This is a genomic window from Streptomyces sp. CB00316 (genome assembly GCF_001905595.1).
GTDB lineage: Bacteria > Actinomycetota > Actinomycetes > Streptomycetales > Streptomycetaceae > Streptomyces.
The window spans coordinates 259,618-285,698 of record NZ_LIXI01000002.1 but is presented as its reverse complement, the minus strand read 5'-3'; the positions used below and the strand labels follow the sequence as shown (position 1 = coordinate 285,698).

Here is a 26,081-nt window from a genome sequence, read left to right as displayed (position 1 = left end):
GCCGACGGGTTCGGCCTCGTACGGCTCAGGCACCGGACGCCGGGAAGTAGCCGGCGTCCACGAAGAAGTCGACGTACTTCGCGAACAGTTCGCGGTCGACCGGCGGGCAGGAGACTCCGCTGCCCGCGAGGGCGGCCTTTGTCGCGGAGACGTCCATCGGCGGGTACGTCTCGCTCCCGTCACCGGCCATGGCGCCGTCGAAGGCGTGCAGCAGCGGGGTGAGCGCGTTCCCGGGATCGGACCGCACCAGCTTGCGCCACGCGTCCCAGGTCACCTCGGGCAGCTCGTACCCGGCCGCCCTGAGGTGGCCGACGAACTCGGCGAAGGGCTGGGTCTGTTCGTTGTAGAGGTGGTACGTCCCGCCGACGGCCGCCGGGTCGGCGGCGAGGGTCGTGATCGTCCCGCTGACGTAGTCCACCGGCACCATGTGGAACACCCCGGCGAGCCGGTCGGGCACCGCGCCCGCCTGGAGCAGCCCCTTCAGGCTCAGCCAGACGAAGTCGCGGGTCTGGCAGGCGCCGGTGTGCCGGTCGCCGCAGACCACGTCCACCCGGTACACCGACACCGGCATCCCCCGGTCCCGGGCCACCTCGATGACCTGCTCGGCCACCCACTTGCTCTGGAGGTAGCCGTTCCACAGGGACGAGGCGGGGCCGGTCGGGTCGCCGGGCCGGGCGGGCACGGGGCGGGTGCCGGGCTCCGGGGCGGGGAACACCCCGGTCGTCGAGACGTAGTGCACCGGCACGGTCCGGTGCCGGGCGGCCAGCCGCAACACCTCCCGCAGGCCCGCCACGTTGGCCTGCCGCAGCTCGGTGTAGGGCCGCAGCCAGCTCACCGTCGCCCCGGCGTGGTGGACGACGTCGACCCGGCGGGCCAGATCGTCGAAGACGGCGTCGCCCATCCCCAGGCCCGGTGCGGTGAGGTCACCGACGACGACCGAGATCCGGTCCTCGTCGACCTCGTCCAGCACCCGGTACCACGCGAGGCTCTCGCGCAGCCGGCGCTCCGCGTCGGCCCGGTCCTCCCCGCGTACCAGGCAGTGCACCCGTGCCGTGGTCGACCGCATCAGGTCGCGCAGCAGGAACGCGCCCAGGAACCCGGTGGCCCCGGTCAGCAGCACCTCGCGGGGGTCGGCCGCCACGCGGACCACCTCGGCGGCCGGCCGCACGTCCTCCGGCAGGTGCACCTCGGCGGCGAAGTCCACCGTGGCGCGGCCCTGGGAGGCCTCCTCCCGCTCCCCGGCGAACAGCTCGGAGTGCAGGTGCTTCGTCAGCAGGGCGGGCGTGGCGTGCTCGAAGACCACGGACGGCGAAAGCCGCAGTCCCGTCGCGGAGTTGAGCCGGTTGCGCAGCTCCACCGAGACGAGCGAGTCGAAGCCCAGCTCGGAGAAGAGCCGGTCCACATCGACGGTGTCCGGATCGGCGTGGCCCAGCACCAGGGCGACCTGGCCGCGTACGAACGAGGCCACGCCCTCCTGCCGCCGCCCCTCCGGCAGGCTTCCGAGGCGCTCCACCAGCGACCCCGGCCCGTCGCCGTCCTCGCATACGGAGCCGCGGCGCGCGGCCGGGGCCAGTGAGCCGAAGACGGCCGGGGTCTCGCCGGGCCGGGCGCGCAGGGCGGCCACGTCCAGGGGCGAGGCCACCAGAGCCGGACGGCGCAGGCCGAGGGCGGTGTCCAGCAGGCGCGGGCCGTCCTCCTCGGTGACCGGCAGCAGACCGGTACGGGCGATCCGTTTGAGGTCGGCCGCGCTCAGGTGCCCTCCCATGCCGTGCGCGGAGTCCCACAGCCCCCAGGCGAGCGAGGTCGCGGCCAGCCCCTGCTCGGCGCGGTGCGCCGCCAGGGCGTCCAGGAAGACGTTGGCCGCCGCGTACCCGGACTGGCCGGGGCCGCCCACGACCCCGGCGATGGAGGAGAACAGGACGAACGCCGAAAGGTCATGACCGGCCGTCAGTTCGTGCAGGTTCCACGCCGCGTCCACCTTGGGCCGCAGGACGCCCTCCAGCTGCTCGGGGGAGAGCACCGGGATCAGGGCGTCGTCGAGCACACCCGCGGTGTGCACCACCCCGGTCAGCGGGTGCTCGGCGGGGATGGCGGCCAGCAGCGCGGCGAGCGCCTGCCGGTCGGCGGTGTCACAGGCGGTGATGGTCACCTTCGCGCCGAGCCGGGCGAGGTCGTCGGCGAGCGCGCCCGCGCCCGGGGCTGCCGGGCCGCTGCGGCTGACGAGCAGCAGGTGGGAGACGCCGTGCACCCGGGTCAGGTGGCGGGCGAACAGCGCGCCGAGGGCGCCGGTGCCTCCGGTGATCAGCACGGTCCCGCCGGAGTTCCACGGTCCGGGCGCCGCCTCCGTGGCGGAGCGACCTTCCCGCGGCGGCGTGGTCCGTTCCAGGCGCGGTACGAACGCCGCACCGCCGCGGACCGCCGCCTGCGGCTCGCCGGAGGCGATCACCGACGCCAGCGCCGCCACCGAGGCCGGGTCGTCGTCGAGGTCGACCAGGGCGATCCGGCCCGGCATCTCCGACTGCGCCGACCGCAGCAGACCCCACAGCGGCGCCGCGACGAGATCGGTCACGCCCGACCCGCCCGCGCTCACCGCGCCCCGGGTCACCACCACCAGCGGGGTGTCGGCGGCCCGGTCGTCCGTCGGCCACCGCTGCGCCAGCGCCAGCGCCCGCCCGGTGGCCTCCCGTACCCCCGCGGGCACGGCACCGTCCTGCGGGAACACGAACGGCGCGAGCAGCGCACCGAACGCGCCGGGTGAGTCCAGGGCCGCGTCCACGTCGTCGAACCGCTGGCCGCGGGAGAGCCCGAGGTCGCCACTGCCGGTGTCCAGCACCGCCCAGGCGGCGTCCCCGCTGCGCGGGGGGAGCGCGAGCGGCTTCCAGCCGACCTCGAACAGGGAGTCCTGAGGCCGCGTCCGCGCGGTGACCACCGCGTCCTCGGTCACCGGGCGGACCAGGACCGACTCGGCGGACGCGACGGGCCGGCCCGACGGGTCCGCGACGAGCAGCGCCACCGTGCCCTCCTCGCCCGGCGTGATCCGCACCCGGACCGAGGAGGCGCCCACCGCGTGCAGCCGTACGCCCCGCCACTCGGCCACGGCGACCGGCTGCCCGGAGGCGAGCCCGGCGCCCCGCAGTGCGGCGTCCAGCAGCGCGGGGTGCAGCCCGAAGCCGTCGGCGGACGCTCCCGGCTCCAGCCGGGCCTCGGCGAACAGCTCGCCCTCCCGGCGCCAGAGCGCGGTCGGACGGGCGGTCCTCGGCCCGGACGGCGAACCGGCCCCGTCCTGGTCCTCTCCGGCCCCGTCCTCTCCGGCCACGGGGAGTGCCTCGGCGTCGGCGGGCGGCCACGCGCCGAGTGTGAAGGGCAGGGCGCGGCCACCCGTACCGAGCACTCCCGAGGCACAGGCCGTCCACGCGGGACGCACCCCCTCACCCGCCGTGTGCACGGTGAAGGGCCGCGCACCGGCCCCGTCCGGCGGGCCGACCGTGATCTGCACCCGCAGCGGATCGCGCTCGGGCAGGGCGACCGGCCGGCTCACCACCAGCTCGTCGACGACCGTGCAGCCCACCTCGTCGCCCGCCCGCACCACCATGTCCAGCAGCGCCGACGAGGGCACCACCGGGGAGCCGAACAGCCGGTGCCCCTCGAACCAGGGCTCGGACCGCGCCGAAAGCCGGCCGGTGAACACCAGCTCGTCGCGGCCTGCCACCTCGACCACCGCGTCCAGCAGCGGATGGTCCGCCACCGGCCCGTCGGAGCGCGGGCCTTCGACGGGGGCCGCCGCCTCCACCCAGTACCGCTCCCGCTGGAACGCGTAGGTCGGCAGCTCCACCCGGCGCGGGCCCGCCGGGGCGAAGAGCGCCGTCCACTCCACCGGCACCCCCGCGCTCCACAGCCGGCCCAGCGCGTGGACCACGGCGTGCGGCTCGGGCCGGCCGGACCGTACGGCGGCCACCGGCAGGACCGCCCCGTCGCCGGGCAGGCAGTCGTCGACCATCGCCGACAGGACGCCGGACGGGCCCACCTCCAGCAGCGTGTTCACCTGCTGCGCCGCGAGGGTGCGCACCGCCTCCAGGAACATCACCGGCCGGCGGACCTGGTCGATCCAGTAATCCGGGGAGCGCAGCTCCTCCTCGGTGGCGATCCGGCCGGTCACCGAGGACACCAGCGGGACGGCCGGGGCGCCGAAGGCCACCCCGCGCACCACCTTGCCGAACTCCTCCAGCATCGGTTCCATCCGCGGCGAGTGGAAGGCGTGGCTGACCGTCAGCCGCTTGGTGGCCCGACCCCAGGCCCGTACGGTCGCGGCGATGTCGGCGACCACGTCCTCGTCGCCCGACACCACCGTCGAGGAGGGCCCGTTGACCGCCGCGATGCCCACGCGCCCCGCGCGGGCGGCGAGGAGCGGCTCCACCTCGTCGACCGTCGCCTGGAGCGCCACCATCGCCCCGCCGGCCGGCAGCGCCTGCATCAGCCTGCCCCGGGCGGTGACCACGGCGGTCGCGTCGGCGAGGCTCAGGACGCCCGCGATATGGGCGGCGGCCAGCTCGCCCACCGAATGCCCGGCGACGAAGTCGGGCCGCACACCGCACGACTCGGCCAGCCGGGCCAGCGCGACCTCGAAGGCGAACAGGGCCGGCTGCGCGTACCCGGTCTCGTCCAGCCGGTCACCGGTCTCGATCACCTCACGCAGGGGGCGGTCCAGATGCGGGTCGGCCTCGGCGCACACCGCGTCGAACGCCTCGGCGAACACCGGATAGGCGGAGTGCAGTTCCAGCCCCATCCCCGGCCGCTGGCTGCCCTGGCCGGTGAAGAGGAAGCCCAGCCTGCCCGGCCGCGCCACGTCCGACGGCGAGGAGGAGCCCGCCTCGTCCAGGGCGAACGAGCGCAGCCCGTCCAGCAGCGAATCGCGGTCCGTGCCCACCACCACGGCCCGGTGTTCCAGCGCGGCCCGGGTGGTCACCAACGAGTGGGCGACGTCCGGTACGGAGAGGCCGGGGTGCCGCTCGACGTGGCAGAGCAGCCGACGGGCCTGGGCCCGCAGCCCGTCCGCCGCCTTCGCCGACAGCGCCCACGCCGCGACCGGCAGCTCCCCGGCGCCCTCCGTCCCCCCGGCGGCCGCGTCCGCCACCGGCTCCTCCGGCCGCGGTGCCTGCTCCAGGATCACGTGCGCGTTGGTGCCGCTCACGCCGAACGCGGACACGGCGGCCCGCCGCGGCCTGCCCGTCTCCGGCCAGGCCTGTTCCTCGGTGAGCAGCTCCACCGCACCCGCCGACCAGTCGACCAGCGGGGTGGGCTCGTCGACGTGGAGCGTGCGGGGCAGGATCCCGTGCCGGATGGCCTGCACCATCTTGATCACGCCGCCCACCCCGGCCGCCGCGACGGAGTGCCCGATGTTCGACTTCAGGGAGCCCAGCCACAGCGGTGCCGCCGGACGCGCCGCCCCGTAGGTCGCCAGCAGCGCCTGCGCCTCGATGGGGTCGCCGAGCCGGGTACCGGTGCCGTGGGCCTCGACCGCGTCCACGTCCGAGGAGTCCAGCCGGGCCTCCGCGAGCGCCTGCCGGATCACCCGCTCCTGGGACGGACCGCTGGGCGCGGTCAGCCCGTTGGACGCGCCGTCCTGGTTGACCGCCGTCGACCGGAGCACCGCCAGCACCTGGTGGCCGCGCCGCACCGCGTCGGACAGCCGCTCCACCAGGAGCAGCCCCACACCCTCCGACCAGCTCGTCCCGTCGGCAGCCCCCGCGAAGGACTTGCACCGGCCGTCCTCGGCCAGCCCGCGCTGCCGCGAGAAGTCGACGAACCCGCCCGGCGTCCCGCTGATCGTCACCCCGCCGGCCAGGGCCAGCGACGACTCGCCGCTGCGCACCGACTGCGCGGCGAGGTGCAGCGCCACCAGCGACGAGGAGCAGGCGGTGTCGACCGTCACCGCCGGGCCCTCGAAGCCGAGCGAGTAGGAGACCCGCCCCGACACGACGCTGCTGAGCTTGCCCGTCATCAGGTAGCCCTCCAGGTCCGAGGGCCCCTCCAGACCGAGGTACGTCTGGTCCACCGAGCCCACGAACACCCCGACCTTGGAGGTCTCCAGCGAGGTCGGGTCGATCCCGGCCTGCTCGAAGGTCTCCCAGGCCGTCTCCAGCAGCACCCGCTGCTGCGGGTCCATCGCGACCGCCTCACGCGGGGAGATGCCGAAGAAGCCGGCGTCGAAGTCGGCCGCCCCGTCCAGGAACCCGCCCTCCCGGGTGTACGAGGTACCGGGCGTGTCCGGGTCGGCGTCGTACAGGCCGTCCAGGTCCCACCCGCGGTCGGTGGGGAACTCCGAGATGCCGTCACGGCCGTCCCGGACCAGTTGCCACAGGTCGTCGGCCGATGCCACACCGCCGGGATAGCGGCACGCCATGCCCACGATGGCGATGGGCTCGCTCCGCCCGGACTCCAGCTCCGTGATGCGGTGGCGGGCCTTCTGCAGGTCGGCGGTGACCCACTTCAGGTATTCGGCGAGCTTCTTCTCATCGGGCATGGGACGGCTCACATCTCCTCGTGACGTCGGTGCGGGCGGTGAGGGCGGGGCGGGAGGGCGCGGACTTCGCGGAGCCTCACGGGACTTCGCGGAACTCCGCGGGACGCGGGACCGGGCGGGGGTCAGCCGCCGGCCCGGCCGAGCTCGTTGTCGATGAAGTCGAGGAGTTCGTCGGTCGAGGCCGACTCCAGGGAGGACACGGGCTCGGAGCCGGCGGGCGTGCCCCACGCCTCCATCCAGCGCGCCAGGATCGTCTGGAGGCGGACCGTGACCGTGGCGCGCCCCTCGTCGTCCGCCACGGTCGCGAGGATCTCCTCCAGCCGGTCCAGCTCGGCCAGGGCCGGTGCGCGCCGTTCGGTGGCGCTGTCGGGCGCGGCCTTCGCCAGCAGGAACCCGGCGAGCGCCGTCGGCGTCGGATGGTCGAAGACCACCGTCGCCGGCAGCCGGACGCCCGCCGCCGCGCCCAGCCGGTTGCGCAGCTCGACCGCGGTGAGCGAGTCGAAGCCGAGCTCCTGGAAGGCACGGCCCGCGTCGACCGCGCCCGCGTCGCGGAAGCCGAGGACTCCGGCCACCTCGCCGCGCACCAGGTCGAGCATGTACGTGCGCCGGTCGGTGTCGGACAGCTCCGCGAGCCGCTGGGCGAAGGAGGCTCCGTCGCCGCTCGCCGCGCGGCGGCCCGACGCCGGTACGAGGGACCGCAGCAGCGGCGGGACGCGTGTACCGGCCCGCAGCGCCGCCAGGTCGAACGGGGTCGCGGTCACGGCGGGCGGTTCCAGCGGGAGGGCCGCGTCGAAGAGCAACAGCGCCTCCGCCGTACCGACCGGGAGGAACCCCTCACGGACGAAGCGGGTCCGGTCCGCCGCGGTCAGGCCGGCGTTGATCCCGCCCTCCACCTCCCACAGGCCCCACGCCAGCGAGACGGCGGGCAGGCCGAGCGCTCTGCGGTGGTGCGCGAGGCCGTCCAGGAACGCTCCGGCCGCGGCGTAGTTCGCCTGTCCGGGGCCGCCGAACACGCCGACGACCGAGGAGAACAGCACGAAGGCGGAGAGATCCGCGTCCTGGGTCAGCTCGTGCAGGTGCCAGGCCGCGTCCGCCTTGGGCCGCAGGACCGTGTCCAGCCCGTCGGCGGTCAGGGCGGGCAGCAGGTCGTTGTCCAGGACCCCCGCCGTGTGCACCACACCGGTCAGCGGGTGCTCGGCGGGGATCTCGGCGAGCAGCGACGCGAGGGCGTCCCGGTCGGAGACGTCGCAGGCGGCGATCCGCACCGAGGCGCCGAGCGCGGTCAGTTCGGCGTGCAGCCGGCCGGCCCCAGGGGCCTCCTCACCGCGGCGCCCGGCCAGCAGCAGGTGGCCGACGCCGTGTTCGGTGACGAGGTGGCGGGCGACCGCCGAACCGAGTGCGCCGGTGCCGCCGGTGACCAGGACGGTTCCGTCCGGCCGCCAGGACGGGGTCGGCCCGGTGTCTTCGGCGGGGGCGGGCACGCGGGCCAGCCGGGGCAGCAGGAGCCGGCCGTCCCGGACGGCGGCCTGCGGTTCGTCGGAGGCGAGGAGAGCGGACAGCAGCTCCGGTGCGACCTCCTCGGTGTCGGCGTCCACGAGCACGATCCGGCCCGGGTTCTCCGACTGCGCCGAGTGGACCAGGCCCCGGACGGCCGCCGCGCCGGGCCGGAGCCGGTCCCCTTCGGCGGCGTGCACCGAACCCTGGGTGACGATCACCAGCCGGGTGTCCGCGAGGCGTTCGTCGGCCAGCCAGCCCTGGAGCAGCGACAGGGCCGCACCGGTCTCCTCGTGGAGGCCGGCGAGGGTGTCGGCGTCCTCGGCGGGGTGCGGGCGGGTGAGCAGGAGCGGTACGGACGTCCCGGAGCCGATGGCCCGGCCGACGGCGGCCAGGTCCTCGTGGTGCGGCACGTCCCGCGCCGCGCCACCGTCGGACCCCAGCACCGCCCAGGCCACCGGCCGGGCGGGAGCACGCAGCCCGGACGGCGTCCAGATGACGTGGTGGAGGGCGCGCAGCGGGCCCGGCCCGCCCACGAGTTCGGCAGGACGGGGCGCGCGCCGCAGCACGGACTCCACGGTCGCGACGGGCCTGCCGTCCTGGTCGGTCAGCAGCAGGGAGAGGGTCCCCCCGCCCGCCGCCTGGAAGCGGGCCCGCACCGCCGTGGCGCCGGGGGCGTACAGGCGTACCCCGCGCCACTCGGCGTCGACGAGCGTCGCTCCGGCCGCGGAGCCCGGGGCCCCGGCCAGGGCGGCCCGGAGCAGCTCCGGGTGCAGGCCGAAGGCGCCGGCCTCCGGCGCGTACTCCTCCGGCAGCCGGACGTCCACGGCCTCGGCGGCCTCGGCGGGCACCGGCTCCGGGGCGGCGGCCGGGTCCTGCTCGCCAGTCAGGGTCCCGGTGGCCAGCTCCGTCCAGTCGGCGGAGTCGGCCTCGGCCCGGGCGTGTACGGTCACCGGCCGGTGACCCTCGCCGTCCGGGGCGCCGACCCGCACCTGGAGGGGCAGCTCGCCGGTCTCGGGGACGGCGAGGTGGGCCCGTACGGTCAGCTCCCGCAGGACCGGAGCGTCGGCCACGGAGCCCGCCGCGAGCACGGTCTCGACCAACGCGGGCGCCGAGAGGACCGCGCTGCCCGCGAGGGTGTGCCCGGCCAGCCAGGGGTGGGTCCCCAGCGATATCGCGGTGGCGAACAGGAACTCGTCGCTGCCCGCCACGGCCAGCGCGGTGCCGAGCAGCGGATGCTGCGGGGCGCCGGAGCCGGCGGCGCGGAGGGCGCTCGCCGACGGCTCCAGCCAGTACCTCTCCCGCTGGAAGGGGTACGTGGGCAACTCGGCCTGACGTACGCCCGTCCCGGCGAACCGGGTCGCCCAGTCGACCGGGACGCCGGCGACGAACGCCTCGCCCAGCGAGGTCAGGACGCGCTCGGGCCCGCCGTCGTCACGGCGCAGCGAACCGATGCCGGTGACCGTGACCCCGGAGGCGTCGGCGGTCTCCTCGATGCTGTGCAGCAGCACGGGGTGCGGGCTGCACTCGACGAACACACCGTGGCCGTCACCGAGCAGGGTGCGGGTGGTCGGCTCGAACAGCACGCTCTGGCGCAGGTTGGTGTACCAGTACGTGGCATCGAGCCCGGTCGTGTCGAACAGGCCGCCGGTGACGGTGGAGTAGAACGGCACCTCGGAGGGCCGGGCCTCGATCCCCGCCAGGTCGGTGAGCAGCCGCTCGCGGATGCCTTCCACGTGGGCGCCGTGCGAGGCGTAGTCCACCGGGAGCCGTTTGGCACGGTCGCCGGAGGCCCGGACCGTCTCCCGCACCTCGTCCAGGGCGTCGCCGTCGCCCGAGAGCACCACGGAGGCGGCCCCGTTGACGGCGGCGACCGACACCCTGGAGCCGTAACCGGCGATGAGCTCCCGCACCTGGTCCTCGGGCAGGGCCACCGACATCATGCCGCCGCCGCGCCCCGAGAGGTCCTCGGCGATGGCCCGGCTGCGCAGCGCCACGATGCGGGCGCCGTCCTCCAGCGAGAGCGCCCCGGCCACGCAGGCGGCGGCGATCTCGCCCTGGGAGTGCCCGATGACGGCGGCGGGCCGCACCCCGTGGGAGCGCCACACCTCGGCCAGCGCCACCATGACCGCCCAGAGCGCGGGCTGGACGACCTCCACCCGCTCCAGCGGCGCGCCCGCCCGCAGGGTCTCCAGGAGGTCCCGGTCGGTGAAGGGTTCCAGCGCCGCCGCGCACTCGGCCAGCTTGGCGGCGAACACCGGTGAGGTGTCCAGCAGTTCGGCTGCCATGCCCTCCCACTGGGAGCCCTGGCCCGGGAAGACGAAGGCGCTGCGGGACTCCGTGCGCCGGACGCCGCGGACCAGGTTCGGGGCGGTCGCCCCCTCGGCCAGGGCGGTCAGGGCTTCACCGAGCTCGGCCGGGCCGGTGCCCGTCACCACGGCCCGGTGGTCCAGCGTCGCCCGGGTGGTGACCAGGGCGTACGCGATGTCCGCCACCGGGTCGGTGCCCTCCGCCAGCCGGTCGAGCAGCAGCCGGGCCTGGTCGGCCAGGGCCTGTCCGTCCCGGCCGGAGAGGACCAGCGGCACGGGCTGCGGCGGCCCGTCCGGGCTCGCCGGCGCGCTGCCGGCCTCCTCCTCGACGGGGGGAGCCTGTTCGAGGATGACGTGGGCGTTGGTGCCGCTGAACCCGAAGGAGGAGACGGCGGCGCGGCGGGGGCGGTCGTTCTCGGGCCAGTCACGGGGCCGGGTGAGGAGTTCGAGGGTGCCGGTGTCCCAGTCGATGTGGGAGGTGGGGTTGTCGGCGTGCAGCGTACGGGGGAGGTGGGCGTGGTCGAGGGCGTGGACCATCTTGATGATCCCGCCGACGCCCGCGGCTGCCTGGGCGTGGCCGATGTTCGACTTCAGCGACCCGAGCAGCAGCGGTTGGCCTTCGGGCCGTTCCTTGCCGTAGGTCGCGAGCAGGGCGCGGGCTTCGATGGGGTCGCCGAGGGTGGTGCCGGTGCCGTGGGCCTCGACGGCGTCGACGTCGGCTGGGGTGAGGCCGGCGTCGGCGAGGGCCTGGCGGATGACCCGTTCCTGGGCGGGGCCGTTGGGCGCGGTGAGCCCGTTGCTCGCCCCGTCCTGGTTGATCGCCGAGCCCTTGACCACGGCGAGGATCCGTCGGCCGTCGCGCAGCGCGTCGGAGAGCCGGGCCACCAGCAGCAGCCCCACGCCCTCGGCCCAGCCGGTGCCGTCGGCCTCCTCGGCGAAGGACTTGCAGCGGCCGTCGGGCGACAGGCCGCGCAGCCGGGAGAACTCGACGAACGGCATCGGCGTGGCCAGCACCGTCACTCCGCCGGCCAGGGCCAGGTCGCACTCGCCGCGCCGCAGGGCCTGGGCCGCGAGGTGGAGGGCGACCAGGGAGGAGGAGCAGGCGGTGTCGACGGTGACCGCCGGGCCTTCGAGCCCGAAGGTGTACGCCAGCCGGCCCGAGGCGACACTGCCCGCGCTGCCGCTGTACAGATAGCCCTCGAACTCCTGCTGCGGCAGATGGGGCCGGGAGCCGTAGTCGTTGTACATCGCCCCCACGAACACACCCGTACGGCTGCCCCGTACCGAGTCCGGGACGATCCGGGCCCGCTCGAAGGCCTCCCACGCGGTCTCCAGCAGCAGCCGCTGCTGCGGGTCGGTGGCCAACGCCTCCCTCGGCGACATCCCGAAGAACTCGGGGTCGAAGAGGTCGGCGTCGTGCAGGAATCCGCCCTGGCGGGTGTACGAGCGCCCCACCGCCTCGGGGTCGGGGTCGTAGAGGTCCTCCGCCCAGCCGCGGTGCTCGGGGAAGGAGGAGACCGCGTCGACCCCGTCGGCGACGATCCGCCACAGGTCCTCGGGGCTGCGCACGCCGCCGGGGTAGCGGCAGGCCATGCCGACGATCGCGATCGGCTCCTGCTGTCTCTCCTCGATCTCTCGCAGTCTCTTGCGAGAGGCGCGCGCGTCGGCCGTGGCGCGCTTGAGGTAGTCGCGGAGTTGGTTCTCGGCGGTCACGTCTCTCAGCTCCAGGTTCGTGTGCGGAAGGGGACGGTGCGTGCGGCGAGGCGGGCCGGGCGTCGGGGCCCGGCCCACCTCTTCTCAGTCGAGTTCGTCGATGAGATCGAAGAGTTCCTGGTCGGTCGCGCCGTCCAGGTCCTCGTCGGTGCCGGCCACCGGGTCCGCCAGGTCGAGAAGTTCTCTGAGCCGCGCGGCGATGCGGCCCTGGGCGTCGGCGTCGGACAGCGCGCCCGGCAGGGCGCCGAGCAGCCGGTCGAGATCGGCGAGGACCGCCGTGGCCGCCGACGGGGCCGCGGGTCCGGCCGCCGGGGCGAGCTCCTCCAGCAAATAGGCGGCCAGGGCGGTGGGGTTGGGGTGGTCGAAGACCACGGTGGAGGGCAGCCGCAGCCCGGTGGCGGTGCCGAGCTGGTTGCGCAGCTCGATCGCGGTGAGCGAGTCGAACCCCAGCTCGTTGAAGGCCCGGGTGGCGGCGACCGCCGACTGGTCGGCATGACCCAGGACGGCCGCGGTCTTGGCCCGCACCAGATCGGCGACGAGCGCTTCCTGTTCGGCGGGCGGCAGTTGGGCCAGCCGCTCGGCGAGCGGTGCCTGGCTCCGGACCGGTGCGGCGGCCGGTGCGAGGCCCCGCAGGACGGCGGGGAGCTGCTGTGCGGTGCGCAGCGCCGCCCTGTCGATCCGGGTGAGGGCGTGTACGGGACGGTCCAGGCGCAGCGCCGCGTCGAGGAGCGCGGTGCCCTCCGCCGAGCTCAGCGGCTTCAGCCCGAGCCGGGCCAGGCGCTGGACGTCGGCGTCCGACAGGTGGGAGCTCAGGGTGCTGGTGTCGGACCACAGTCCCCAGGCGAGGGAGTCGGCGGGGAGGCCGTGGGCGTGGCGGTGGTGGGCGAGGGCGTCGAGGAAGGTGTTGCCGGCGGCGTAGTTGGCCTGGCCGGGGGTGCCGATGGTGCCGGCGATGGAGGAGTAGAGGACGAAGGCGGTGAGGTCGTGGTCGCGGGTGAGTTCGTGGAGGTTCCAGGCGCCGTCGATCTTGGGCCGGAGGACACCGTCCAGCTGCTCCGGGGTGAGCGACATGACGGTGGCGTCATCCGTCGTACCGGCCGTGTGGACGACGGCGGTGAGCGGGTGTTCGCCGGGGATGGTGGCGAGGGCCCGGGTGAGGGCGTCGCGGTCGGCGGCGTCGGCGGCCACGAGGTCGACGTGGGCGCCGAGTCGGGTGAGTTCCTGGCGGAGGGTGTCGGCGCCGGGGCTGTCGGGTCCCCGGCGGCTGAGCAGGAGCAGGCGTCGTACGCCGTGCTCGGTGATGAGGTGCCGGGCCAGGATCGCCCCGAGTGCGCCGGTGCCGCCGGTGATCAGGACCGTACCGCGTCCCCAGTCGGGGCCGGCCACGCCCGGGGCGGGGGGTTCGGCGGGGGTGAGGCGCGGTACGAACGCCTCGCCGGCCCGCAGCAGCAGCTGGGTCTCGTCGGTGCGCAGGGCCGCCGCCAGGACGTCCCGGCTGAGCGGGTTCTCGTCGGTGTCGACCAGCACGATCCGCCCCGGCTGCTCGGCCTGGGCCGACCGGAGCAGGCCCCAGACACCGGCCAGCACCAGGTCGGTGGCGTCCTCCCCGTCCGGGGCGACGGCGCCCCGGGTCACCACGACCAGGCGGGTGTCGGCGAACCGTTCGTCGGCCAGCCACTCCCGCACGGTGGCGAGGACACCGGCCAGGGCGGCCCGGGCCCGTTCCGCCAGACCACCGGTGCCGGCGGGCGGCTCCAGCGGCAGCAGTACGGCCGAGGGCGTGAGCTCCCCGTCGTCCACCGCCCGGCGCAGAGCCGCCAGGTCGGTGTGCGTACGGGCTCCGGGCAGGTCGAGCGTCCGGCCGAGCACGACCCGGTCCTCGTCCGCCCCTGCCGTCCGGTCGAGCGGTACGGGTTCCCAGCTCAGCCCGAACAGTCCCTCGGCGGGCCGGTCGCCCGCCACCGGCAGGTCCTCGGGAGACAGCGGACGCAGGAGCAGCTCGTCGACCGTGGCCACGGGCAGCCCCGCCCCGTCGGTCAGGGTGAGGCCGACCGCGACGGCCGTGTCGTCGGACTTGCGCAGGGTCAGCCGGGCCCGGAGCGCGTCGACGGGAGCCGCCGGCACGCTGACACCGGACCACGAGAAGGGCACCATGGGCCGGTCGGCCACGCCCGCGACGCCGGGGAGCAGTGCGTGCAGCACCGCGTCCAGGAGCGCCGGATGGAGAGTGAAGCCCGCTCCGCCCGCCGGGTGTTCACCGCCGGATGCGACCTCGGCGTACAGGTCGTCCCCGAGGCGGGAGAGCCGCCGCAGGTTCTGGAAGGCGGGGCCGTACCGGTAGTCCTGCCCGGCGAGCCGGTCGTACACGTCGGTGAGGTCGATCTCCAGTACGCCGGCCGGCGCGCGGGTGTCCCCGTCGGCCGGGGAGGGCGGCCCGCCCGGACTGAGCACGCCCTCGGCGTGCTGGGTCCAGGGCTCGTCGCCCTCGGCGCGGGAGCCGGCTCGCCGGGAGTGGACGGAGACCGGCCGGCGGCCGCCCTCGTCGGGGGCGCCGACGGTGATCTGCAGCTGCGCCTCGTCGTCCGTACCGAGCACCAGCGGGGCGGTGAGGGTGAGTTCGTCGAGCAGGGGGAGACCGACTCGCCGGGCGGCCGTCAGGGCCAGGTCCACGAAGGCCGTCCCGGGCAGCAGGACCCGGTCCATGACGGCGTGGTCGGCGAGGTACGGGTGGGTGCGCAGCGAGACCCGGCCGGTGAGGACGACGAGCTCGCCGCCCGCCACCTCGACCGCCGCGCCGAGCAGCGGGTGCCCGGTGGAGTCGAGGCCGAAGTCCGCGGCCTCGCCCTTCGTGTCCCCGGCCGTGAGCCAGTAACGCTGCCGCTGGAAGGCGTAGGAGGGGAGCGGGGTGCGGCGGGCGCCGGGGAGGACGGCGCTCCAGTCGGTGCGGGCTCCCCGCAGCGCGGACAGGGCCAGGGCCGATACGACGGTCCGCGGCTCGGGCCGGCCGGCCCGCAGCAGTGCGGCCACCGATCCGGCCGGAGCCGTCAGGCACCGCTCCACCAGCGCGGAGAGGACACCGTCGGGGCCCAGCTCCAGGTATTCGGTGACCCCTTCGGACTCCAGCGTGCGGACGCCGTCGGCGAAGCGGACGGCCTGCCGGATCTGCGCCACCCAGTAGTCGGGGGTGCACAGGGCCTCGTCGTCGATCAGGGAACCGGTGACGGTCGAGACGATGGGCACCTTCGGCGGGTGGAAGGTCACCCCTTCCGCCACCTGCGCGAACGCGTCGAGCATCCCGTCCATGAGGGGGGAGTGGAAGGCGTGCGAGACGACGAGCCGCTTGACCTTGCGGCCCTCGGAGCGCCACCGCGCCTCCAGCGCGGCCACGGCCTCCTCGTCGCCGGAGACCACCACCGACCGGGGGCCGTTGACGGCGGCCAGGCTCACCCCGTCCGGCAGGTCGGCCTCCTCCTCGGCGGCCTCCACCGCCAGCATCGCCCCGCCCTGCGGCAGCGCGTCCATCAGCCGGCCGCGGGCGGCCACCAGGGTGCAGGCATCGGCGAGGGACAGCACGCCCGAGACATGGGCGGCGGCGAACTCGCCGATGGAGTGGCCCATCAGCAGGTCAGGGGTGATGCCCCAGGACTCCACGAGCCGGAACAGGGCCACTTCCAGCGCGAACAGCGCGGGCTGGGCGAGAGCGGTCCGGTTCAGTCCGTCCCCGCCGCCGAACACCACGTCCTTCAGAAGCAGTTCGAGGTGCGCGTCCACCTCGTCGAAGGCTGCGGCGAAGACCGGGAAGGAGGCGTACAACTCGGCTCCCATACCCACTCGTTGGCTGCCCTGGCCGGTGAAGAGGAAGGCGGTCCTGCCTCTTCGGCCGCCCTCGTCGCGCACCACACCGGCGGCGTCCTCTCCCGCTGCCAGCGCGGCCAGGCCGCGCAGCAGCTCCTCGCGGTCCGCTCCGACGACGGCGGCCCGGTGCTCGTGCCGGATCCGGCCGGTGGCGAGGGAGAAGCCGAGGTCGGACGGCAGGAGTTCGGGGCTCGTGGTCACGAACTGCCGCAGCCGGTCCGCCTGGGCGCGCAGCGCGTCCTCGGACTTCGCCGAGAGCAGCCACGGAACCGTCGTACCGGTCTCCGGGCGGGGCCCGTCCGCGTTCTTCCGGGCCTCCTCCTTGACGGGCGGTGCCTGTTCGAGGATGACGTGGGCGTTGGTGCCGCTGATCCCGAAGGAGGAGACGGCGGCGCGGCGGGGGCGGTCGGTCTCGGGCCAGTCGCGGGGCCGGGTGAGGAGTTCGAGGGTGCCGGTGTCCCAGTCGACGTGGGGCGTGGGGTTGTCGGCGTGGAGGGTGGGAGGCAGGTGGGCGTGGCTGAGGGCGTGGACCATCTTGATGATCCCGCCGACACCGGCCGCGGCCTGGGCGTGGCCGATGTTGGACTTCAGCGACCCGAGCAGCAGGGGGTGTCCGGGCTCCCGCTCGGCGCCGTACGTGGCCAGCAGCGCCTGCGCCTCGATGGGGTCGCCGAGGGTGGTGCCGGTGCCGTGGGCCTCGACGGCGTCGACGTCGGCTGGGGTGAGGCCGGCGTCGGCGAGGGCTTGACGGATGACCCGTTCCTGGGCGGGGCCGTTGGGCGCGGTGAGCCCGTTGCTCGCCCCGTCCTGGTTGACGGCCGAGCCGCGCAGCACCGCGAGGACCTGGTGGCCGTTGCGGCGGGCGTCGGAGAGCCGCTCCACCAGAAGCAGCCCGACCCCCTCGCTCCACGCGGTGCCGGAGGCGTCGGCGGCGAAGGACCGGCAGCGGCCGTCGGTCGACAGGGCCCGCTGCCGGCTGAACTCGACGAACGATCCCGGTCCCGCCATCACGGTGACACCACCGGCCAGCGCCAGATCGGATTCGCCCGAGCGCAGGGCCTGGGCCGCGAGGTGGAGGGCGACCAGGGAGGAGGAGCAGGCGGTGTCGACGGTGACCGCCGGGCCTTCGAGCCCGAAGGTGTACGCCAGCCGGCCCGATATGACGCTGGAGGTGTTGCCGACGAGCAGGAAGCCCTCGAACTCGGAGGGTACGGAGGCCAGTCGGGAGGCGTAGTCGTCGTACATGGAACCGACGAAGACGCTGGTGTTGGTGGAGCGCAGCGAGGTCGCGTCGATCGCGGCGCTCTCGAAGGTCTCCCAGGCGGTCTCCAGCAGCAACCGCTGCTGGGGGTCCATGGCGGTGGCCTCGCGCGGCGATATGCCGAAGAAGTCACGGTCGAAGAGGTCGGCGTCGTGCAGGAACCCGCCCTCGCGTACGTACGAGGTACCGGTGTGCTCCGGGTCCTGGTCGTAGAGCCGCTCCAGGTCCCAGCCGCGGTTGGTCGGGAAGCCGCTGATCGCGTCGGTGCCCGAGGTGACCAGGTTCCACAGGTCCTCCGGCGACCGGACCCCTCCCGGGTACCGGCAGGCCATGCCCACGATGGCCAGCGGCTCGTCGGCCGAGCCGGAGCGCTTGCCCCGGCGTGCCTTCGCGGCCTTGCCCGGGGTCGCGGCCCCTGCCTGGTCCTGTCCCGGGACCAGGCCCAGGAGATGGGTGACCAGGGCGGTGGGGTTGGGGTGGTCGAAGACCACGGTGGAGGGCAGCCGCAGCCCGGTGGCGGTGCCGAGCTGGTTGCGCAGCTCGACGGCTGTGAGGGAGTCGAAGCCCTGCTCCTTGAACGCCTTGGTGGCGTCGACCTGTTCACCGGAGGTGTGGCCCAGCGCCGTGGCGACGCAGTCGCGGACGAGCTGGAGCACGGCGGGGCCGCGCTCGTCCTCGGGCAGTGCGGCCGTCCGGGCCGCCCAGCTTGAGGCGTCCGCCGCCGCTGCCGTACGGGCGGTACGCCGGGTGCGGACCAGGCCGCGCCACACGGCAGGCGGCAGGCCGGAGCCCGCGGCCCGCGCCGGGTCCAGCGCGGCGGCGACGGTGAGCGGGGCGTCCGTGCCCAGCGCCGTATCGAACATGCGCAGGCCCTGCTCCTCGGAGAGCGGGAGCACGCCGGTACGGGTCCAGCGGGCCAGGTCCGCCCCGGAGAGGGTGGCGCCCATGCCCGTGGAGGCGTCCCACAGTCCCCAGGCGAGGGAGTCGGCGGGGAGGCCGTGGGCGTGGCGGTGGTGGGCGAGGGCGTCGAGGAAGGTGTTGCCGGCGGCGTAGTTGGCCTGGCCGGGGGTGCCGATGGTGCCGGCGATGGAGGAGTAGAGGACGAAGGCGGTGAGGTCGTGGTCGCGGGTGAGTTCGTGGAGGTTCCAGGCACCGTCGATCTTGGGCCGGAGCACGCTGTCGAGCTGTTCCGGGGTCAGGGAGGCGATCGTCGCGTCGTCGATGACGCCCGCGGTGTGGACGACGGCGGTGAGCGGGTGTTCGCCGGGGATGGTGGCGAGGGCCCGGGTGAGGGCGTCGCGGTCGGCGGCGTCGGCGGCCACGAGGTCGACGTGGGCGCCGAGTCGGGTGAGTTCCTGGCGGAGGGTGTCGGCGCCGGGGCTGTCGGGTCCCCGGCGGCTGAGCAGGAGCAGGCGTCGTACGCCGTGCTCGGTGATGAGGTGCCGGGCCAGGACCGCGCCGAGTCCGCCGGTGCCGCCGGAGACCAGGACCGTACCCTCGGCCGCGAAGCGTACCGGCGGTGCGGTCCGGGCGGCGGCCCGGGCCAGCCTCGGGGCGCGGAACTCCCCGTCGCGGACGGCGATCTGCGGTTCTCCGGTGGCCACGGCACCGGCCACCAGGGCGTGCGCGTCACCGTGCCCGTCGAGGTCGACCAGGACGATCCGGCCCGGGTGCTCGGTCTGGGCCGAGCGCACGAGCCCCCACAGCGGGGCGTGGACCAGGTCGGTCACGTCCTCCCCGGGGGCCGCCGCCACGGCACCGCTGGTCACCACGGCCAGCCGGGACCGCTCGAACCGCTCCGACTCCAGCCACTCCCGCAGGAACGCAGCCGCCCGCGCGGTCGTGGTCCGGGCCGTGCCGGGCACGGCGCCCGGGACCTTCGTGAGGGTCAGGACGACGAGGTCGGCCGGGTCGACGGCCGCCGTCTCCTGCCCGGTGAGGCCGGTCAGCTCCGTACGGGTCCACTCGGGGACCTCGCCCGCGGCGACCACCGGCCAGTCGAGGGCGTAGAGGGGTTCGCGGACCACGGCGGCCTCGGCGAACGCCGCCCGGGCCACCGGTCGCAGGGTGAGCGAGGCGACGGTCACCACGGGCTCCCCGGCCCGGTCGGTGACGGCCAGGGAGACGGTGTCCGGGCCGGCCGGGGTGATCCGCACCCGGGCCTCGGCCGCTCCGGCCGCGTGCAGCCGGACCCCGTCCCAGGCGAACGGCAGCCGGATCTCCGACGGGCTCCCGCCGTCCGCCGCTCCGGGCAGCAGCGGGTGCAGCGCGGCGTCGAGCAGCGCGGGGTGCACGCCGTACCGGCCGGAGTGCTCCTGCCGGCCGTCGGGCAGCGCGACCTCGGCGAGCAGTTCGTCCCCGAGGCGCCACACCGCGCGCACCCCCTGGAAGGCCGGGCCGTAGGAGTATCCGAGGCCGTCCAGCTCCTGGTACAGGTCCTCGGTCGGCAGCGCGAGTGCCCCGGCGGGCGGCCAGGGGCCCCGCTCGGCGTCCGGGGACGGGTCCGCGGCGGCGGAGAGGATCCCGGTGGCGTGTCGTGTCCACGGCTGACCGGTGGCCGTGACCGGGCGGGAGTGGATGGTGAAGGGCCGGCCGCCGTCGGCGACCGGGGCGGCGACCTTGATCTGGACGCGCACGGAGTCCCGCCCGGTGAGGGCCAGCGGCGCCTCCAGGGTCAGGTCGTCGACGGTGTCCGCCCCCGTCGGCTCCCCGGCGGCGAAGGCCAGCTCCAGGAAGGCGGTGGCGGGCAGGAGGGTGCTGCCCTCGACGACGTGGTCGGCCAGCCAGGGGTGGGTGCGCAGGGAGAGCAGGCCCGTGAGGACGGTCTCCCCGTCGCCCCCCGCCACGTCGACCGAGGCGCCGAGCAGCGGGTGCCCGGAGGCGTCGAGGCCGAGCCCGGGGACGTCGGTACGGGCGCCGGGGGCCAGCCAGTAGTGCGTTCCGCGGAATGCGTACGTCGGCAGGCCGATCCGCTCTGCGCCGGGGAAGAGGGCGGCCAGGTCGAAGGCGGCCCCGGCGGCCTGGACCGCGGCGATGGCGGCGGTGTAGGTGTCGGCCTCCGGCCGGCCGGCGCGGGCCAGGGCGACACAGGTGGTGGCGCCGTCGGCGCCCGCGTCGGCGAGCGACTCCCGTGCCATGGCGGTGAGGACGGCGTCCGGCCCCAGCTCCACGAAGAGGGTCGCCCCCTGCTCGTACAGGGACCGTACGGTGTCGTGGAACCGCACCGTGGCACGGATCTGGTCGACCCAGTAGTCGGGCGAGCGCAGCAGCTCCGGCTCGGCCGGTGCCCCGGTCACCGTCGACACCACGGGGACGGCGGGCGCGTGGAAGGTCAGGGAGCGCGCGACCGTACGGAACTCCTCCAGGATGCCGTCCATGTGCGGCGAGTGGAACGCGTGGCTCACCCGGAGCCTGCGGACGCGGTGACCGCGCTCGCGCCACTCCCGCTCGATCCGCTCCACCACGGCCTCGTCCCCCGCGACGACCACGGACCGCGGCCCGTTGACCGCAGCCAGGGAGACGGCGTCGGCGTCGGCGCCGAACGTGGCGACCACCTCGTCGGGCCCGGCCTGGATCGCGACCATGGCACCGTCGGAGCGCGCCTCCTCCATGAGCCTGCCCCGGGCCGCCACCAGCGTGGCGGCGTCGGCGAGGGAGAGCACCCCGGCCACATGGGCCGCGGCCAGCTCACCGACCGAGTGGCCGGCCAGCAGGTCCGGGGCCAGGCCCTGGTGCTCGGCCAGCCGGAACAGCGCCACCTCCACGGCGAAGAGGGCCGGCTGGGTGTAGCGCGTCCGGTGCAGCAGCGCCGCGTCCGGGGAGTCCTCGTCGGCGAAGACCAGGTCGCGCAGCGAGCGGTCCAGGTGCGGATCGACGGCCGCGCACACGGCGTCGAAGGCCTCGGCGAACACCGTTGACTCCGCGTGGAGTTCGCGCCCCATCCCGGCCCGCTGCGCACCCTGGCCGGTGAAGAGGAAGGCGGTGCGGCCCGGCTCCGCGGCCGAGCCGCGCACCACCTGCGGCGAGGCGGTGCCGTCGGCGAGCGCGGCGAGGGCGGCGAGGCGGCCCTCGGCGCCGGAACCGGCCTCACCGGCTGTGCCGAGGACGACCGCCCGGTGGGCGAAGAGGGTGCGGGTGGCGGCGAGGGAGAGCCCCACGTCCTGGGGGCGCAGCTCTGGACGGGCCGTCACGAACTCCCGCAGGCGCGCCGCCTGGGCCTTCAGGCCGTCGGCGTCGGGGGCGGAGAGCAGCCAGGGGGTCCGTGCCGCGTCCACGGCGGACGATTCGGTGGCGGGCGCCTCGGTGGCGGCCGTCTCCACGGGGTGCGTCTTCACGGGGTGCGTCTTTGCGGGAGGCGGCGCGTCCGCCGGGTCCGGCTGCTCGACGACGACGTGCGCGTTGGTCCCGCTGATTCCGAAGGAGGAGATACCGGCCCGCCGGGGCGCACCGGTGCGGGGCCACGGCCGGTGCTCGCGCACCAGCGCGACGGTGCCGGACGACCAGTCCACGTGCGGGGTCGGCTCGTCCACGTGCAGGGTGGCCGGTACGACGCCGTGCCGCATCGCTTCGACCATCTTGATGAGCCCGCCGATGCCGGCCGCTGCCTGCGCGTGCCCGATGTTCGACTTCAGCGAGCCGAGCAGGACCGGTTCCCGGCCCTCCCGGTCGCTTCCGTAGGTGGCGAGGATCGCCTCGGCCTCGATCGGGTCGCCCAGCGACGTACCGGTGCCGTGCGCCTCCACCACGTCCACGTCGGTGACGGTCAGACCGGCGTCGGCCACCGCCTGCCGGATCACCCGCTGCTGGGAGAGGCCGTTCGGGGCGCTGAGGCCGTTGGAGGCGCCGTCCTGGTTGACGGCCGATCCGCGGACCAGGCCCAGGACCCGGTGTCCGTTGCGGCGTGCCTCGGAGAGCCGCTCCAGGACCAGCAGGCCGACGCCCTCCGACCAGACGGTGCCGTCGGCGCCGGCGGCGAAGGACTTGCACCGCCCGTCGGGCGACAGCCCCTGCTGCCGGGAGAACTCCACGAACATGCCGGGGGAGGACATGACGGCCGCCCCGCCCGCCAGAGCGAGGCCGGACTCGCCGCGCCGCAGCGACTGCACCGCCATGTGCACGGCGACCAGGGAGGAGGAGCAGGCCGTGTCCACGGTCACCGCGGGGCCGGTGAAGCCGAACTGGTAGGCGATGCGCCCGGACATCACGCTGGGGGTGGTCCCGGTGAGCAGGTGCCCCTCGGCGCTCTCCGGAGCGTCCTGCATCCGGGGCCCGTAGTCGCCGGTCGTCGCGCCGACGAAGACACCCGTACGGGTCCCGCGCAGCGTGCGCGGCACCAGCCCGGCGTGTTCCAGGGACTCCCACGCGGTCTCCAGCAGCAGCCGCTGCTGGGGGTCCATGGCCTGCGCCTCACGCGGCGATATGCCGAAGAAGCCGGGCTCGAAGCGGCCCGCGTCGTGCAGGAAGCCGCCCTCGCCCAGATAGGACTTGCCGGAGCGCTCGTGGTCCGGGTCGTAGAGGTCCTCGTCCCAGCCCCGGTCGGTCGGGAAGGGGGTGATCGCGTCGCCGCGCTCGTCCACGAGCCGCCACAGGTCCTCCGGCGAGGCGACGCCGCCGGGGTAGCGGCAGGCCATGCCGACGATGGCGATCGGCTCGTCGGAGCCGGTGGCCAGGAGGGGTTCCTCCTCCTGGCCACCGCCGGAGCCCTGGAGTTCGGCGCCGATGAACTCCGCCAGGGCCGCCGGCGTCGGGTGGTCGAAGAGCAGACCGGAGGGCAGCCGCAGCCCGGTGGCCTCGGCGAGGCCGGTGCGCAGCTCCACGGTCATCAGTGAGCTGAACCCGAGGTCACGGAAGGGGAGATCCGTCTCCACGGACCGGTCGGGACCGTATCCGAGGACGGCCGCGACGTGTGCCGCCACCAGGTCGGCCGCCGAGCGGTCTCCCGCCGCGGTGCCCGCCGTGGGGCGGGCGGCCACGGGGGCCGGAGCGCCGGCCGTGGCGGCACCCGCCCCCGGGGAGGAGCCGGCGGCCGGAGCCGCCAGGTCCGTCACCCAGTAGCGCTCCCGCTGGAAGGCGTACGTCGGCAGCTCCACCCGGTGCGCCCCGGTGCCCGCGAACACCGCGTCCCAGTCCACCCGCGCACCCCGGACGAAGGCCCGGGCGAGCGCCGCGCCGACCGTACGGTCCTCCGGCCGGCCCGCGCGCAGGGCGGGCTCGGCGTGGACGGCGTCCCGGTCGAGCACGCTCTCGGCCACCATCGCCGAGCACACCCCGTCGGGGCCCAGTTCCACGACGGTGCGCGCGCCCTCGGCCTCCAGGGTGCGCACGGCCTCCAGGAACCGGACGGGCCGGCGCACCTGCTCGACCCAGTACTCCGGGGACTCCAGCAGGCCGTCCGCCGCCACCTGACCGGTCACGGTGGAGACGACGGGGATGCGCGGCGGGTGGAAGGACAACGGCGCCAGCGCCTGGCGGAACGCGTCGAGCATCCCGTCCATGTGGGCCGAGTGGAACGCGTGGCTCACCGTGAGCCGCTTCGTCTTGTGCCCCCGCTCGCGCAGACCGCCCGCGACCTCCAGCACCGCGGCCTCGTCGCCGGAGAGCACGACGGCGGCGGGCCCGTTCACCGAGGCCAGGGACACCGCGGCCTCGTGGCCGGACAGGGCGGCCAGCACCTCCGCCTCGGACGCCTGGACCGCGACCATGGCGCCGCCCTCGGGAAGCGCCTGCATCAGCCGGCCCCGGGCCGCCACGAGGACGCACGCGTCGGCCAGCGTGAGCACCCCGGCCACATGGGCGGCCGACACCTCGCCGATGGAGTGCCCGGCGAGGAAGTCGGGGCGCACGCCCCAGGACTCGTACAGGCGGAACAGCGCCACCTCGACCGCGAACAGCGCGGGTTGGGTGGAGCCGGTCAGGTCCAGGCCCTCGCCCGAGGCGATCACCTCCCGGAGCGGGCGCTCCAGCAGCGGGTCGAGGTGCGCGCACACCTCGTCGAAGGCGGCGGCGAAGGCCGGGAAGGCCGTGTACAGCTCCGTTCCCATCCCGACCCGCTGGGCCCCCTGGCCGGTGAAGACCATCCCCAGACGGCCGCCCGCCTCGCTGCCGGAGACCACGCCCGCGGCGGGCAGCCGCCCGGCCAGCGCCCCGAGCCCGGCGAGCAGTTCCTCGCGGTCGGCGGCCAGGACCACCCCGCGGTGAGCGAACAGTGACCGGATGGAGACCGACGAGCGGCCGACGGCGGCCGGCGTCACGTGCTCGTCGGCCGCCACATGGGCGGCCAGCCGGGCGGCCTGGGCGGCCAGCGCCTGCGGGGTCCGCCCGGAGACCACCACCGGCAGGGCGGCGGAGGGCCGCGCCGGGGATCCGGCGGGGTCCGCCGCCGGGTCCGCCGGCCGGTCCGGCGCCTCGGTGAGGATGACGTGGCAGTTGCTGCCGCCCATGCCGAAGGAGCTCACGCCCGCGGTGAGCGGGCGGTCGGGGCGCGGCCAGGCGCTCAGCCGCTCGTTGACCGCGAGGTTCAGCTCGCCGAAGGGGATGTTCGGGTTGGGCGTCTCGAAGTTGAGGCTCGGCGGGAGCATCCGGTGGCGGATGGACAGGACCGTCTTGATGAGGCCGACGATGCCGGCGGCGCCTTCCAGGTGCCCGATGTTCGTCTTGACGGACCCGACCCGCAGGGGATCGCCGTCCGCCTTGAGGGTGCCGAGCGCGGCCCCGAGCGCGGCGGCCTCGATCGGGTCGCCCACCGGGGTCCCGGTGCCGTGGAGTTCGACGTACTGGATCGCGTCCGGCTCCACCCCGGCCCGCTCCCGGGCCAGGCGGATCACCCGCTCCTGCGCGGCGGCGCTGGGCACGGTCAGCCCGGGGGTCGCGCCGTCGTTGTTCACGGCGCTGCCGAGGATCAGGCTGTGGACCCGGTCGCCGTCGGCGAGGGCCCGCGAGAGCGGCTTGAGGACCAGGACGCCCGCGCCCTCCCCGCGTACGTAGCCGTTGGCGCGGGCGTCGAAGGTGAAGGAGCGGCCGTCGGGGGAGAGGCCGCCGAACTGCTCGGCGCCGCCGATCCCTTCGCCGAGGATGTTGAGGTTCACGCCCGCCGCGAGGGCCATGTCGGACTCGCCGGTGCGCAGGCTCTCGCACGCGAGGTGGACGGCGACCAGGGAGGAGGACTGGGAGGTGTCCACGGTGAGGCTGGGGCCGTTCAGCCCGAGCGCGTAGGAGACCCGGTTGGCGATGATGCCGCGGTGCGTGCCGGTCACGGTGTGCTGGGTGATGGCCGAGGAGCCCTGCCGGTAGACCAGGCTGGTGTAGTCCTCGCGAGCGGTGCCGACGAACACGGAGGTCGCGCTGGACTCCAGGGTCGCGGCGACGATACCGGCGTCCTCCAGCGCTTCCCAGGTGAGCTCCAGCAGGAGGCGCTGCTGCGGGTCCATGACGACGGCCTCGCGGGGCGAGATGCCGAAGAAGGAGGCGTCGAAGTCGGCGATGCCGTCGATGAATCCGCCCCGGCGGATTCCGTCGATCGTGTCGCCCGAGATCGACTCCCAGCGGTCGGCAGGCATGTCGGAGAGGGCGTCCCGGCCTTCGAGCAGCAGCTCCCAGAAGGCCGCCGGGCCGGAGGCTTCGGGCAGTCGGCAGGACAGGCCGACCACGGCGATGGGCTCGGACCGTCCCCGGTGCGGGCCGTTGACCTCGGAACGTGGCTCACTCGTCATTTCGCTCGACTGCCTTTCCCGCGACGGAAATCGCCTCTGGCTGACGATCACATGTTCGCCCCGAACCGTATCCGTATTCGATACATGAATTCCAGGAAGTCGGTCACGGCCCGGCAACGCGTGAATCTCCGTCCGCTTTCCCCGGATGATTACCGGAGAGCGCCCGTGCCAGGGAAAGGAAACCTGTGGATCACTCGGGGAACCGGGGAGGAATTGGCTGG

Annotated in this window: 2 protein-coding genes and 1 pseudogene; all 3 read right to left on the bottom strand. The window is 75.2% G+C overall.

Features of this window, described 5'->3' with window-relative positions; all coding sequences use genetic code 11:
* Positions 1-25 precede the first annotated feature (25 nt).
* Positions 26-6,532 (bottom strand): type I polyketide synthase, encoded by a 6,507-nt coding sequence (locus tag AMK21_RS05315; RefSeq protein ID WP_420712470.1) that lies wholly within the window; start codon positions 6,530-6,532, stop codon positions 26-28.
* Between the two features lie 110 nt (positions 6,533-6,642).
* Positions 6,643-12,033: pseudogene (locus tag AMK21_RS05310) on the bottom strand (SDR family NAD(P)-dependent oxidoreductase); the annotation flags it as partial.
* 87 nt (positions 12,034-12,120) lie between these two features.
* Positions 12,121-25,860, bottom strand: coding sequence for a type I polyketide synthase (locus tag AMK21_RS05305; RefSeq protein ID WP_073874686.1), 13,740 nt, complete (start codon positions 25,858-25,860; stop codon positions 12,121-12,123).
* Between the last annotated feature and the right edge of the window lie 221 nt (positions 25,861-26,081).